Consider the following 14,862-nt stretch of genomic DNA (forward strand, 5'->3'; position numbering starts at 1 on the left):
CTTAGTTTACACCTTGTATTAAACAAATTTCATGCCAAGAAGAAGATATAAAAACAAATATCTCTAACTAATTGAAACAAAAGAGGAAACAGAAAATACCTATTGTATGATATTAAAAAAAAGGGGATAATTAACAAAAAAATGCAACTTTTGTTAAAATAATAAAAAGAGTGAAGAAATCAGAGAATCTCTCTTCGCCCTTTAAAAGCTTCCTGCAGCGTATTCCTATCTATGAATTCCAAATCTGCTCCAACCGGTAAGCCCATGCCGATACGTGAAACTTTCCTACCTAAAGGCTTAAGCAGTTTCATGATGTAATGGGCTGTGGATTCACCTTCTGCATCAGCATCGGTCGATATAATAATCTCTTTTATAGCAAAGTTGGACTTAACATAACAGAAAAGTTCATTCAGTTTTATATCTTCAATTCCTACGCCGTCCAAAGGCGAAAGCGCACCCAGAAGAACAAAGTATTTACCCTTAAAACACCCTGCCTTCTCAATAGACATCAAATCTTTTGGCTCCTCAACAACGCAAAGAAGAGAACTGTCTCTGCTTCCATTCTTGCAGATATCACAGAGATTATCCTCAGTAAGGTTATTACACTGCTTGCAGTTAGACACCCTCTCCTTAAGATACTTCATAGAATCCACTAAGTCATCTACTTCGTTAGACTTCATATCTAATACATGAAAAGCATAGCGCTCTGCAGTCTTTCTACCCACGCCGGGAAATTTAACAAATTTTTCGATTAAGCTATTAAGCAGTTCAAACTTCATTATTCCTGGGTATCACTTTAAGGACTTTGGCATTAAATAATTTGGAGATCTTTTTTATATTTGGATTTTTTAATATCTCCTGAATTTTCTTTTTATTATCAACAACAACTACCTTATTATAAAGATATTTCAATCTGATCTTTCTACCCGACTTTAAAGAGATTGAATCTTCAATAATTCTCCTGTTCTCATCTATTAGTTCACACTGGAAATCAGAATCAATTTTAACCTCAACAATAATATTGTCAGATTCAAAAGATTTAACCTCAGAACCTTCTAAGTAGGAAGCGAGGTAGAGCTTTGTATCTTTTAAGCCTTTAATTACATCTCGCCAGATCTCTTCAATCTTCTGAAAACTTAATGCTTCACTATTATTTTTCGATTCAGAATCATTTTTTTTAAAACTGCTATCATCCTGAGAGAGCGATGCTTCAATTACTTTTTTTTTAACCGGGATATTTAACTGCAGTTTGGGTTTAACCGGAGGCAATGTTTGCTCTTTGACACTCCGCCTCTCTTTTAAATCATTATCTAAAATCTGATTAAAAACTATTTGATATTTAGATCTACTGCATATCTTTAAAAGACCTACTTCGACCAAGACTCTTGGAGATGAAACAATCTTTGCTCTATTTTGAAGCTCACTGAGCAACTCTAATATAAAAATTAATTCCTCTTTACTTAGCTGCTCAGATTGCTCTTTGGCTTTATCTAAATCTACAGCTATAGCTCCAACCGTAAAATCAGTAGAGCCTAGGATTTTGCAATGGAGTATAGCTCTAAAATAAGAGAGCAGGCTTTCGATTATAGTGGGGATCTCTCTACCTTCAGAGAGCAACCTATCTAATATTGTAAAGCTATCACTGACATCGGATCTTATTAAACTCTGTATAAAATCATACAATATAGCCGTTTCAATGACTCCCAAAAAATCTTTGACCATCTCTATTTTAAGCTTCTGCCCTTTTGCAACACATATAAGCTGATCTAATAAAGATTCCCCGTCTCGCAAGCTACCTCCGGCAGATCCTGCTATCACAAGAACAGCTTCGGGCTCAAATCCTATCTTCTCTTGAGTCAATATATCAATAAGTTTATCTTTTATTGCAGTTACAGAGAACGGTTTAAAATCAAATCTCTGGCAACGCGAAATGATAGTAACTGGAACCTTATTAGGCTGGGTCGTTGCAAAGATAAACTTAACATGCTCTGGTGGCTCTTCTAATGTCTTAAGAAGAGCATTGAAAGCAGCCTCTGTCAACATATGGACCTCATCTATTATATATATTTTAAATTTAGATTGAGCCGGCTTTAATTTAACATTTTCACGCAGATCACGAACCTGGTCTATCCCCCTGTTGGAAGCCCCGTCAATCTCTAAAACATCAAGGCTGCTCCCTTCTTTTATCTGAAGACAATTGCCGCATTTAAGACAAGGGTTTGGAAGGAGAGATTCTTTGCAGTTTAATGCTTTTGCCAAAACACGGGCTGTCGTAGTCTTACCTACCCCTCGAGGACCTGCAAAAAGATAGGCATGAGAAACTCTATCAAGCTTAATTGCATTCTTTAATATTTCAACAATATGGTCTTGAGCAGCTATATCATCGAAATTCTGAGGACGCCACTTTCTTGCTAAGGCTAAATAACTCAAAGTATCTCCCTCTCTATATAAAAACTTTTTGCAAATTTATTACTAATATGGCGGAGAGGCCGGGATTTGAACCCGGGGACCCTTTTTACAGGGTCAACCGCTTAGCAGGCGGCTGCTTTCGGCCGCTCAGCCACCTCTCCGTCTATTTTAAATTGTAACTCTTTTTTCTTTAAAGAACTTCTGAACCAAAAAAGCGCAATCTTCTTTAAAAAGACCGCTCTCTACTTTTACCTTATGATGCGTATCTTTATATTTTGTAATATCCAACAGGGAACCAAAAGCTCCTTGCCTATTATCTGAAGCTCCGTATATCAATTTATCTACCCGCGCCAGTATTAACGCACCAGCACACATTATACAAGGTTCGATTGTAACATAGATATTGCATCCATTCAATCTTTCGTACTTTAAGTAATCCGCTGCTTGTGTTATAGCAAGAATCTCTGCGTGAGCAGTAGGATCCTTGAGCATTCTTACCTGATTATGTGCCCGGGCTATTATCTTGTTTTGATATACTATAACCGCCCCAATGGGCACCTCGTCTTTATTCCGCGCTTTAAAGGCTTCTTTTAAAGCCTCCTGCATATAAAAACTGTCATTCATCATATAGAAGACATATACGCCTGGAGGGACTCGAACCCCCAGTCTACTGGTTCGTAGCCAGCCGCTCTATCCAATTGAGCCACAGGCGCATAAAGTTTAATTATCGTTAGAAAAATCTGCAAAATATAGATAAAGATTAGCAGAAAACCACAATGGAGTAAATACGAAAACTATTTTTAAAATAGAGAAATGGGCTTAGTTCAGGTGTCTATCGCCCTATTTATCCTCAGGAGTCCAAAGAATAACATCAATGCTCCCCAGGTAATGAATGAATATATTTCAAAAAGATCACCTGCCCAGCTATAAACTACAAACTCGCTTGTTAAAGAGCAAAAAACAAATGATAAGATAAGCATGATTAAAGATACTCTGTCTTTAATCTTCTTTTCAAAAATAAAATAAAACATGGTCATAGCTGGGATAAGAAGCCAGACGAAAGAGTTCTTCCAACCATTAGGATTAAGAAGGGCCACCAATATTGCAATAAGACCAAAGTTTATCCGCAAATCTCTTTTAGGTAATACGGCAATGATTAAAAGCATTAAAGACACGGCTATGAATACAATCGATATTGCCTTATCAGATAATTGAAATAACTGCGTTGAATACCATTGGTTTTGAGAAAAGAGCCTTCTAAACGCTGCCAATAAAGACTGATTAGGATAACAAGTTATAGAATATTTATCCAATGAGCTCTGAAATAAAAAAACAATATTTCCCTGACTAAGCTGTACCATTCTTCTAAAACCAGTAATTATAATCGGAGAAAAATAGAGCAATGGAGCAAAAAAGATTACACGCATTATATACTTATAATCTTTTTTCAAAATAAATAACGGCAAGAATAGAAGCGAGAGATACTTGAACAAAATAGATGCAACAAGAAAAAAAGACGAGGCTATCTTTCTATCTTTAAGATAAAAATAAAGAGCAAAAACAGTAAAAGCTAAAAAAGATATATTGGCTTGTCCTTGGTCTAAATTCTCCAGTATAAAGCGGAAGCTGTATATGAATCCTAATAACACAATCAAGATATAACGTTTTGAATTTAAGATTCTTACCAAACAATAAAAAATCAAAACCATAAAAACCCAATTAATAAGGTGCCAGAGCAAAGCTGCTTGATACTCACTGAGAAAAGATAATGGAGATATTAGAAAAGCGTAGAAAGGAGGATACTTAAAATACGAAACCTCACCTTCATAAGTATAGAGCTCCTCTCCAGACTTAAATCTTTCAGCAGTTGTATGAAGAACATGAAAATCAGAATAATTCCTCTTAGGGGCTCTGTGTATATAACGAAATACCGAAACAACCATTAAAAGAACGATTAAGATTAACAGTATCTTGTTTTTCATTCTTCTAAACCAATCTTATAATTAAAGTCTAACGGTTTTCCACTTTTAAGAAACAGGTTATTAAAAACAACACAGACAATCTTGCCTTCTGCAATATTTAAATCAGGAACTTCTATTTGAAAAAATCCCTGCTTAGATTTAGAGAATGCAAGAGCAGGAAGACTGTTCTGGCTAGAGTTTAACAATATTTTATTATCATTACTTTTTGTAAGAGGAAGATAGCCCCATCTATCTTTAACATTGTCCGGCAAACCGCCCTTAAATGGCCCCAAAGACCAAGAGTCATATTTTTTATTTAAAAAAATACCAATCTTCAATTCTTTTAACTCTGTATTCTCTAAGGAGTAAACTCTAAAACTCCATAGAATATTGTTTCTCTTAACTCTTATCTTCAACTCTATTTGAAAACATATATTCTCCCAATAGAGATCAAATATATCGCAATTTTTATCACCTACAGAGCTCCAAATAGCATCTCTACTGTCCAATATCCTGTCATTATGGTGGCATGTTACAACAACCCCGCATTCAGATGTTATTTCACTTTGCTTATAGTACAACTTTACACCTTTATCTATAATCAGATCCAAAAAACTGGATCTCTTAAGAGATAGAGGCTCCTTCTCTTCATTAAGCTCATCCCCAGCTCCAACAATTTGAAACTCCTTTTTCTCCAATATCTCCTTATCTTCTTTTATCTTCAAATAAGATTTGGACATTTCTCTAAAACCAAGAAAAAGTTTAACATCAAGCTTATTATTGCTGCAGGTCCTAATAATTTTATTTCTAAAGGCTAGGAATCTAAAGCTATACTTTGTAAGAGAACTCTCCATCCTCAGACTTAAAGGTATAGAGCTTTCAATCTTGCTCATCTCAACCCCAAAAGGAGACTCTCCTTCTGTCATAGCCCAAACACTCTGAACATCACCTAGATCTAAGCTCTTCCAATTATCATCTAAAATAGGAAATTCTCCCTGATAAGATTTGGAATACCAATATTTATAAAACTCTGAGAGCATCAGCCCCATCTTAGCATCGTTAATAGTATAGTTTTTAGCCTTAAAACAAACCTTAATATGCCAATGCAATCCTTCGGGTTTAAGCTCTAAGATCCACTTATGTTCTATGGCTACATCACCCATATTGATCATAATCTCAATCCTATTTAAACCTATCTTCTTAATATCCCATACATATCTAGATGTATCGTACCAATGATCTTTAATCAAAAAAGCAACATTTAATCCTGGGCCTGCAGTAATACACTTATGCTTTAAAAATATCTTTACAAAACCTTCCCTGCTGCATTTAACGCTAAGATCCCCGAAAGTAAGGATCTGTCTGCTCCTTATATATTCAATAGCCTTCTTTACTTTCTTGTCCTTAGTGGCATAAACATTTATAATCGGCTCACTCCTGAATAGTCCAAGTCTCTGCAAGAAATAAAGCGTCTTTACTAGCCTCTTGAGTCTTACTGGTTTTGTGTTTCCGCTTTTATCAACAAATTCTGAAATATCCACTCCTTTCATATCTTTTACGGCTGAACTTATGCCAAAAATATTATAGTACCTAGGAATAAAAGCCTTTTTTAATGAAATAAACTTAAAACTCTGAGGGAATTTTGGAAAATAAATATTAAATTTTTCAGGCTCCATTCCAAGCGCTGCCGTAGGATTAATAAATAGAGTAGAGACATTGATGATATTTTCTATATAAGCTCTATTTCTCTTTACAAAGCGGAGAGTCTGCTGGAACTCTCTTCTGCCTTCCCCAGGATAACCTATAATTATGTTAAAAGTAGCCTTCATACCTGCTTCCTTTGTCAATCTTAAGACTCGCTCAGCATCAGAAGTATTATAGATTTTTCTCATCACCTTTAAAACCTTATCTGACCCACTCTCTATTCCATAACACAGAGATACGCAGCCTGCATCTTTAAGGCTCTTTAATAACTCTAAATCCATATCCCCTCTGGCAACAGCATAACTGCCCCATTGTATACTAAGAGACTCTTTTTTGATAAGCTCAGCAAGCTCTCTAAGTTTTTTTAGATTTCCATTACAAAGCAAGTCATTGAAGGAGAAATTCCTTACACCATTTTCTTTTATATGGAACTTTATCTCATCGACTATATTCTTTGGATCTCTCATCCTAAAAGGGGCGCACATAAAATGATCTACACAAAAAGTACACTTAGAGATGCAGCCGCGGCTAGTCAACAGAGGTAGAGTTCTAGTCTGTTTTTCACCAAATCCATAGTCATTTAAATCTAGATTTTTAAAATCTGGATAAGGAATGGTATTTAAATCAGATATTGGATCAGCCGGACTATTGTCAATCTCTTTTTTATCTTTTACAAATATAGTGCCTGGAATATTTTCTAGACTAGATTTCTTATAAAAACTTTCTACTATTTTATAGAATGGGCCCTCCCCTTCTCCTAAAACAAAGATATCTATCACCCCAGGATCAATAACGCTACGATCAAAATCCCAAAAACAGCCTGGACCACCTGCAACTAATAACTTATCGCTATTTTTACTCTTAATAATTTTAGCAATGTGATTCACAACGTAGATGCTTAAGTAATTGGCAGAGAACCCTATAATAGGTTCTGGGCGCTTAAGAATTATATCGATTAATTCATCAATCTCTTTGGAAAAACTACTTATCAAAAGACCTACTATATCTAGCTGCGGCAGACTGCTTGTAATGCTTATATCCCAAAACTTCTTCTTCTCATCAGAGACATTATTGTATAGTTTAGCATTAAAATCAAAGAGCAACGTCTTATATCCCTTAGATTCCATATAGCTTGATATATAAGATATACCCAGAGGAGGCATCCAAGGATGCCAAGTGTGGACCATTAAAAGCAGCAGATCCGATTTAGTGCCGTCAATAAGCGGCTGAAACATTTTCATATTCATATACTTTGCAGTGATATGCAGCTACATCAAAATCAAACATTTTTTTAGCTCTCTCTTTTAAAAGCTGAGAAAATTCATCTAAAAGCTCAGCCGTTATAGGGTGATCTTCAAAATCATCTTTTCTTAAAAACAGCCCTTCACGTTTTTTAAATATCCAATCTTTATCAAAAAGTGTATCTCCTCCAGGCTCTCGATTTCTATATTCAATAAATAAAATTATATATTTACCATGGGTATCTGTCCACCAATGATAAGCCGAGACCCATTGATCATATAAATCATGGGTTAAAATTCTATAGCCCTTGCTATGCGCTTTTATCTCAATCCAGAATTGCATCCCGACAGGACCATTCTTAATGCCAGCTGAACGGACAATCAAGCAATTATACTGACCAGGGGCTAAATAGTTTTCTAAATTTTCATAAAAAGAATCGGCTATATCAGAATTGTTCGCTTCAAAGTCTCTTAGAATATTATCACCGCTACTAATGGCAAATAGCTTATCATAGAGAGGCTTCTCTCCCTCAGAGAACGCCAATAGATAGACCCGAAAAACTAATATAATTAAAAATAATGATCTAAAAAAGATAGTCCAAAACGGTTTTTTAAACCTTAACCCTATTACAGTCATAATAGCAATAACCGGAATAAGAGGAAGAACATATCTAATCTGATGAACTCTAAACAAGCAAGATAATGCTAGGAGCGGAAAGAACAACCAGGATAACGCAATTTTTTTATTGGGTATAGATCTATTAAAAATATATCTAAAAACCGAAAATACTGAAAAACAACTAATCAGAAGTCCAAAACCACTTAGATAAAGATATTTAAAATAAAAAAGGTAATAACTTAAAGATCCTAAATCTTCATAAGGAGCACTCTCGAAATGCTTGTAATCAGATGCTGTATGCGTCCTTAAAGCCACTAATAGGTCGTCATACTTCCCTTTCCACCATAAGCCGCCTACTTGAAAAGTAAAGATCAAGAATAGAGAAAAATTGGCAAGCAGCTTAAAGAGCGGCACATAGTTACCGTCGCGCCTAATCTCTTTCGACAACGAACTAAACAAATATATAGATAGAGGTAATAAAACAAAAATCACAACCTGCCCCTTGATCAATAAGCCAATTCCAAGTGCAGAACCTGCTAATATTGAATAAACAGTCTTCTTAAATCCATCTGTCTTTAAAAGTAAGAAGAAAAACAGAACAACTATGCTCATGAGCGGAATATCTAAGCCATAGCTCTGCATAGCTCTTATAATGATAGGGTAAAGCGGAAGAACAAGTGTGACAAAAAGAGCTTCTCTATTATTAGCTCCAAGTTTTAAAGCCAGTAGAAAACTAAAAACCATAAAAATTATCAAGTACAATATATTTGCCATTTTTATGCTAAAAGCGGACAACCCAAAGATAAACACGAAAGGTAGTGAGCTTAAATTAAGCAGCTTAGGCCAATAGACTGTTCCTTCAGAGAAAACATTCTTAAATTCAAATATTTTATCTAAAATAGACAACTCAGAATTATGTAATAAATCTATTGTATTGCCATAAAACTGAACACAGAACATAGCATGGTTGGGGGCATCTATAGTAGAGAACCTTGGATTAGAGGCAATAATACAGATAGCTGCAATAGAGTAAATTAAGACAACAAAGAGCAGTATTACAAACCATTTATTCTGCTTCATTTTTCATAGACCATATAAAGAAAATTAAAATATTCCAAAGTATTTTACGATTATTCTTCTTATATTGCAAATGTTCTGACAATACGCTCTTAATATAACTTCTATTTAGATATTCTAAGCTGCTATCATTTTGAATAAAATCATTTAGCACATCTTTCAGATCAAACCTCAACATGCTTGCAACAGGTATACTGAACCCTGCTTTCCTTTTTTTGATAATCTCAGGAGGAAGCATATCGCCATAAGCATGCCTTAATATATATTTTGTGTTTTTTAGATTACGCAGCTTTAAATTTTCAGGAATCGAAAGAGCAAATTCAACTAACTCTCTGTCCAAATAAGGCACCCTAACTTCTAATGAATTACGCATACTTGCAAAATCAGTCTTATACAGAATATCATTACTAAGGTAGCTATAGATATCGAACTGCTGAATTCTCTGCAATCCTTCGGATTTTGTAATAAAATTATCCTGAATAAAATCTATATATTCATTCTCTACATCTTCATGGCGCTCAGACAGAAGACGCTTTCTCTCTTTTCCAAAACTCTCCATCCAAGCAGCATGCCTTATTAAATCGTTTATACTCTGAGACCGACTAAATCTATCTAAGCAAAAATTTAAACTAAAGTATCTATCTGAGGCAGGAGTAAAAAGCAGCATTGTTCTTAATATCCCCTCTCTTAATTTTAAAGGTACGGTCTTATAAATAGAGAATATCCTGTGGGCAATATAGGTCTGATAACCGCAGAATAATTCATCTCCACCATCTCCAGAGAGAGAGACTTTTAAATATTTAGAAGTAAACTCCGATAAAAAATACGTTGGCAAGAGAGAGTGATCAGCAAATGGCTGATCTAGTTCAGAAACAATATTCTCTAAATAGCTGAATAAAGAATCTAGATGAAACTCCTTAAAATTGTTTTTCAATCCCAGCTCCCCTGTAACCGAAGCTGCATATTTTGATTCATCAAAACTACTATCTTGAAAACCAATATTAAATGTATTAAAAGCTCCTATATGATCTTTCATATGATAGGCTACGATGCTTGAATCAAGGCCCCCGCTTAATAAAAGGCCCGGCTCAACGTCAGACACAAGATGTTTTTTAACCGATTCTGATATCTTATCTTTAATGTCAGAGACTAAATCACCTTTTCTCTTAACACTATAGTCAGATATACTCAAAGTATAATACTTCTTTAATTTAAGTCCTTTACTTTTTGAAAAAGTAAGATAGTGTGCCGGCAAGAGCGAAGATATGCTCTGATATATCGTATGGGGTGACGGTATATAATCTAACCAAAAATATAGATTTAAAGCTTTGTTGGATATGTCAGGTCTATATCCTAATAATTTTACAATAGCTTTAATCGAAGATGAGAATATAAATCCATCACCGCTATTAAAATAAAAAAGCGGTTTAATTCCAAATCTATCTCTTGCAATAAATAAGCTCTTGTCCCTACTATCATAGATAGCGAATGCAAACATGCCGTCAAGATAGCCCAAACAATCAATACCTCTATCTTCATACAAATGAAGAATGACCTCTGTATCAGTATCTGTTTTAAATAGATGGCCCTTTGATTTAAGCTGGGCTTTTAGATTCCTGTAATTATATATCTCCCCGTTAAATACTATGCTTAAAGTACCGTCTTCGTTGCATATAGGCTGGCTTCCGTCTTCTAACCCTATAATCTTGAGTCTACGGCAGCCTAGCTTAACCTCTCCTGCTAAAGAAAATCCGAGCTCATCAGGACCACGACTATAAAGAGTGCTAAGAGCTCTTTTAAACCTCTCCCCGTTATCACCGATGTCGCAACCTAGTGAGCCAAGAATTCCACACATATTTAATTATGCCTTTCTTTGATTTTATAGGGGAAGCCGTACTTAGTCTGATAATATATGCGCACAATAATCTCAGCTAATATACCAATCATGATAAAAAGAATACCTACAGTTAGCAATGTTACAGCTATAAAAAACAGGGGGCTTAACCACAGGCCCTCAAAAACAATCTTTCTATAAACAACAAGCAAAAATATAAAGAAAGAGGTGCTGATGCTTACAAATCCTGTGCCTCCAAATACATATATAGGCCTGGAAGCAAAGCTCGTAAAAAACTTATATAATATTAAATCCATTATCAGTTTTATAACCCTAGTTAAGCCATATTTAGAATACCCTCCTATTCTTTTACGATGATTGACCTTAATCTCAGCAACCTTAGCCCCCATCTCAGCAAGATATACAACAAATATCCTATGCATCTCACCTAAGAGCTTGGGATTTTCAATCCATTCCTTTCTGTATATTTTCAAACTACAGCCTACATCATGGATCTTAAGTCCTGTCGTTTTTCTAATCAAAAGATTGCCAAAATAAGAAAAGAATCTTCTTACTAACGAATCCTTCCTTCTAGATCTAAAACCGCTTACAACGTCATAACCTTCGTCAATTTTGGATATTAATTTAGGAATATCAGCAGGATCATTCTGTCCATCACCATCTATAACCAGGACAAGATCACCGCTAATATTCTCAAAACCAACCTGAATTGCCGCTGTCTGCCCGTAGTTCTTAAGGAGCCTGATGGCTTTTATTTTTTCATCTGAGCTAGAAGCATTCAATATTAATTCCCAACTTCCATCCTTACTACCATCATCTACAACCACTATCTCGTAATCATAAGGCATCTCAATTAAGACATTCCTCAGCTCCTCAAATAACTGAGAGAGACTCTCTTTTTCATCGTAAACCGGTATTACAACGGAAATCTTATATAAATTCATTTCTCTAATACTACAATTATTACCCCAGGATATTTAAATTGCGGCAGCTCTTCATCCTCTCCCTTATAGTAGGTCTCCCAAAATAACTTAGAGAAGAGGCGTGCCCAGGTATTTTTATGTTTTGCAAAAGGCATCTTAAAGAAAAAAAACTTTCCTAAAGAAGGACATCTCTCACCAATAACATAGAAATATTTCAATCTTAACTTAGAAGGCTCAACTATCCTTTTAAAAATACAATTTAACTCATAATCACGCTGAAAATACGCATGACCATTATTGTCAAGCAACCTCTCTTTTGTACCAGCCTGAGAGAAAGGCAGAGTCACAATAAGCCGTCCACCTTTTTTAAGTAAGACACTTGCTTTTGCTACCGCCTCCATATCACCGCCAAACTTGAAATGCTCTAATGTTGAAACAGCTGTAATAAAATCAAAATAGTCTGTAGGAAAATCTATATCCTGAAAATTCCCCCAAATAATATTCATATTCTCATCATCCATAAAATGCCTTGAGTCCAGAATTTGCCTATAAAAACTATCGAAATCACTATAAAATTCACCATTATCTACTATCCAGGTTTCAAGTCCTCTATAAAGGTAATATAGAGGCAAGAAGCTTTTACCACAACCTATATCAAGAATCTTTCCAGCTTTTTCAAAACCTATCTCTTTTAAAACCAAAGGGTATTCTAAAAGCTTATAGTAATAAAGACCTTCCTTATAATGGTCTTCTCCTAAAATCTTCAAAAAATCCTGCAGCTCTTTCATGCCTATCTTATTCAATATTTCACCTCCCAGAGAAAAAGACCTCTAGCTGGAGCAGTAGGCCCTCTTCTTAACCCGCTCTCAGATTGAAGGAGAGCTTTTAATCTTTTAGGCTCAAACTTACCTCTGCCAACCTCAACAAGAGTCCCTATCAGGAATCTTACCATCTTATAAAGAAATCCATCTGCCTCTATAAAAACACTGCAATAATTACCATCTTTTTTTAAAAAAGCTTTAGAGACTGTTCTTTCTGTACCCTTAACGCTACTTCCTTTAGCCTGAAAATTTATAAAATCATGTTTACCTAAGATATATTTTAACTCTTTATTCATCTTATAGAAATCTAAATCTAAAGGCAGATGCCAGAAATATCTAGCTTTAAACGGAGAGATGAACTCTCCTGTAAATATATTATACCTATACACCTTGCTTTTAACAGAGTAACGTGCATGAAAATCCAAGCTGACTCTCTGTGCAGATTTAATTCTAATATCTGAAGATAAGATCGAGTTCAAAGCCTTTTTGATATCAGCAGGAGATACAGTCTTATCTGTTTTAAAATTAGCTACTTGATATCTTGCGTGAACTCCAGCATCTGTCCTGCCTGAAGATATTAGATTCACATCCTTCGACAGAATCTTAGATAGCCCTGATTCAACCTCGCCCTGAATAGTAGTCCCCTCTCTCTGTCTCTGCCAACCAGAAAAACAACTACCGTCATACTCTAGAACCAATTTAATATTTATAATTCTTACTCCTTATCAAAATGAATATCTCTTCTCCAGGGCCGCATAGCAAAAATCAGAGCAGCAAATAGAGTATAGAGAAGCCAATCCCTGCCTATGAGAAGCAATGCAACGGAAGAATAGCCTTCATAGGGATTTAAAATTTCATAGCTTAAATCATTGAAGAAGAGAATCAAAAGCACACCTGGAACAACATATTTTACTGCTCCATCCCACCACGCTCCTATCTTAAGATCGGACACATTATTGATATGCTCTCTTAATTTACTAGCCTTATACACCCAAGCTACTAAAATAGTCTGAAGTATTCCAACCATTATCAGCCCATAGTGAGAGAGAAAATGATCGACTATATCTATCCAAAATAACCCTCCTCCAGTGGCAAATATCATAGAACCGAAAAAACCTAGAATACAGACTACGCTCGTAACAGTCTTTCTATTAAAATGAAACTTATCTATCAATGCAGAGTTAAAAGCCTCAACAATTGATATAGAAGACGATATTCCGGCAACACAAAGTGTTAAGAAAAATAGAAAACCAAATAGTTGAGGTAGAAACGGCAATAGACTTATAGCTTGAGGGTACACTACAAATGCCAGCCCTATAGACTCTTTTACGACCTCATTAAATCCTACTCCGGTTTGATTGGCCATATAGCCTATAGTGGCAAAAACAGCGAGACCAGCAAAAAAAGAAAAGATAGAATTTAATCCGGCTATGCAATAAGAGTTTAATACTATGTCAGATTTTTTGGACAGATAAGACCCATACGTTATCATTATTCCAAAACCGAGACTTAAGGTGAAGAATATCTGCGAGAAAGCCTCTATCCAGACCCGAGGTTCTCCAAGAAGAGAGAAATCTGGCTTAAGGTATACCCTTAAACCTTCTAAAGCACCGGGCAGCTTTATACTCCAAAAAACAAGAACAGCTGTTAAGAAGAATAGTAGAGGCATAAATATCTTGTTCGCCCTCTCTATTCCCTTCTCGATACCTAAAAAAACAATTATCCAATTTATAAACCACACAAAAGCAAGCGCTATCAATATCCCGAATCTGATATTACCTATCTGAAACGGACCTTTGGTAACACCTAGAAACTGTTTGAAAAAGAAGCTATTAGGATCTGAGCCCCACTTTAGATCTAAAGAATACAAAAGATAATTAAAGCACCAGGAGATTATCACAGAATAGTAGAGAACTATTCCAAACATTACAAATATTACCGACCACCATCCTAACCATTCCCATCTGCGATTTATCTTTGCCAAGCTCATCGGAGCTGAGCCTCTCATCTTATGCCCGACCCCAATCTCAAGAATCATCAACGGTATACCTACAACTAAAAGAGCTATGAAGTAAGGGACTAAAAATGCTCCGCCGCCGTTCTTGTAGCAGAGATAGGAGAACCTCCAGATATTACCAAGACCTACTGCTGAACCTAGGGCTGCAAGTAGAAAACCTGTTCTGCTCTTCCACTGAGGGCGATGGGGTTGCATATATTCATTTTCCATTCCAAAAAAATAAGATCATGCAATG

The 14,862-nt window shown here is 35.5% G+C and carries 11 protein-coding genes and 2 tRNA genes; all 13 read right to left on the reverse strand.

Features of this window, described 5'->3' with window-relative positions:
* Positions 1-179: 179 nt before the first annotated feature.
* The 13 genes from recR to P9X27_06470 all read right to left on the reverse strand — a co-directional run bounded on the left by recR (position 180) and on the right by P9X27_06470 (position 14,837).
* Positions 180-779, reverse strand: a complete 600-nt coding sequence (gene recR, locus P9X27_06410; protein MDP8254010.1) for a recombination mediator RecR — start codon at positions 777-779, stop codon at positions 180-182.
* A complete protein-coding gene (gene dnaX / locus P9X27_06415; protein MDP8254011.1) occupies positions 769-2,430 on the reverse strand; it encodes a DNA polymerase III subunit gamma/tau in 1,662 nt (553 codons plus the stop codon). Before dnaX ends, recR begins: the two co-directional genes overlap by 11 nt.
* A gap of 48 nt (positions 2,431-2,478) precedes the next feature.
* A tRNA-Ser gene (locus P9X27_06420) sits at positions 2,479-2,570 on the reverse strand.
* 7 nt (positions 2,571-2,577) lie between these two features.
* A complete protein-coding gene (gene tadA / locus P9X27_06425; GenBank protein ID MDP8254012.1) occupies positions 2,578-3,033 on the reverse strand; it encodes a tRNA adenosine(34) deaminase TadA in 456 nt (151 codons plus the stop codon).
* A gap of 15 nt (positions 3,034-3,048) precedes the next feature.
* Positions 3,049-3,122: transfer RNA gene (locus P9X27_06430), tRNA-Arg, on the reverse strand.
* A gap of 111 nt (positions 3,123-3,233) precedes the next feature.
* The gene (locus tag P9X27_06435) at positions 3,234-4,391 is read right to left on the reverse strand and encodes a glycosyltransferase family 87 protein (protein ID MDP8254013.1); all 1,158 of its coding nucleotides are present in this window, start codon (positions 4,389-4,391) and stop codon (positions 3,234-3,236) included.
* Positions 4,388-7,315, reverse strand: coding sequence for a radical SAM protein (locus tag P9X27_06440; protein MDP8254014.1), 2,928 nt, complete (start codon positions 7,313-7,315; stop codon positions 4,388-4,390). Before P9X27_06440 ends, P9X27_06435 begins: the two co-directional genes overlap by 4 nt.
* On the reverse strand, positions 7,290-9,014 hold the full coding sequence (locus P9X27_06445) for a glycosyltransferase family 39 protein (GenBank protein MDP8254015.1): 1,725 nt from the start codon (positions 9,012-9,014) through the stop codon (positions 7,290-7,292). The genes P9X27_06440 and P9X27_06445 overlap by 26 nt, the downstream gene beginning before the upstream one ends.
* Positions 9,001-10,866, reverse strand: a complete 1,866-nt coding sequence (asnB, locus tag P9X27_06450) for an asparagine synthase (glutamine-hydrolyzing) (protein MDP8254016.1) — start codon at positions 10,864-10,866, stop codon at positions 9,001-9,003. Before asnB ends, P9X27_06445 begins: the two co-directional genes overlap by 14 nt.
* 2 nt (positions 10,867-10,868) lie before the next feature.
* On the reverse strand, positions 10,869-11,810 hold the full coding sequence (locus P9X27_06455; GenBank protein MDP8254017.1) for a glycosyltransferase family 2 protein: 942 nt from the start codon (positions 11,808-11,810) through the stop codon (positions 10,869-10,871).
* Complete coding sequence (locus P9X27_06460) at positions 11,807-12,592, reverse strand: methyltransferase domain-containing protein (GenBank protein MDP8254018.1); 786 nt, start codon at positions 12,590-12,592, stop codon at positions 11,807-11,809. Before P9X27_06460 ends, P9X27_06455 begins: the two co-directional genes overlap by 4 nt.
* Positions 12,589-13,308, reverse strand: a complete 720-nt coding sequence (gene truA / locus P9X27_06465; protein MDP8254019.1) for a tRNA pseudouridine(38-40) synthase TruA — start codon at positions 13,306-13,308, stop codon at positions 12,589-12,591. The genes P9X27_06460 and truA overlap by 4 nt, the downstream gene beginning before the upstream one ends.
* 17 nt (positions 13,309-13,325) lie before the next feature.
* A complete protein-coding gene (locus P9X27_06470) occupies positions 13,326-14,837 on the reverse strand; it encodes a sodium-dependent transporter (protein ID MDP8254020.1) in 1,512 nt (503 codons plus the stop codon).
* Positions 14,838-14,862 lie beyond the last annotated feature (25 nt).

The organism is Candidatus Kaelpia aquatica (assembly GCA_030765335.1).
Lineage (GTDB): Bacteria > Omnitrophota > Gorgyraeia > Kaelpiales > Kaelpiaceae > Kaelpia > Kaelpia aquatica.

Coding starts and splice junctions, on each gene's coding strand:
- P9X27_06435 (MDP8254013.1), bottom strand. CDS start 4,391: ATGAAAAACAAGATACTGTTAATCTTAATCGTTCTTTTAATGGTTGTT.
- tadA (MDP8254012.1), bottom strand. CDS start 3,033: ATGAATGACAGTTTTTATATGCAGGAGGCTTTAAAAGAAGCCTTTAAA.
- asnB (MDP8254016.1), bottom strand. CDS start 10,866: ATGTGTGGAATTCTTGGCTCACTAGGTTGCGACATCGGTGATAACGGG.
- P9X27_06440 (MDP8254014.1), bottom strand. CDS start 7,315: ATGAAAATGTTTCAGCCGCTTATTGACGGCACTAAATCGGATCTGCTG.
- recR (MDP8254010.1), bottom strand. CDS start 779: ATGAAGTTTGAACTGCTTAATAGCTTAATCGAAAAATTTGTTAAATTT.
- P9X27_06470 (MDP8254020.1), bottom strand. CDS start 14,837: ATGGAAAATGAATATATGCAACCCCATCGCCCTCAGTGGAAGAGCAGA.
- P9X27_06445 (MDP8254015.1), bottom strand. CDS start 9,014: ATGAAGCAGAATAAATGGTTTGTAATACTGCTCTTTGTTGTCTTAATT.
- P9X27_06455 (MDP8254017.1), bottom strand. CDS start 11,810: ATGAATTTATATAAGATTTCCGTTGTAATACCGGTTTACGATGAAAAA.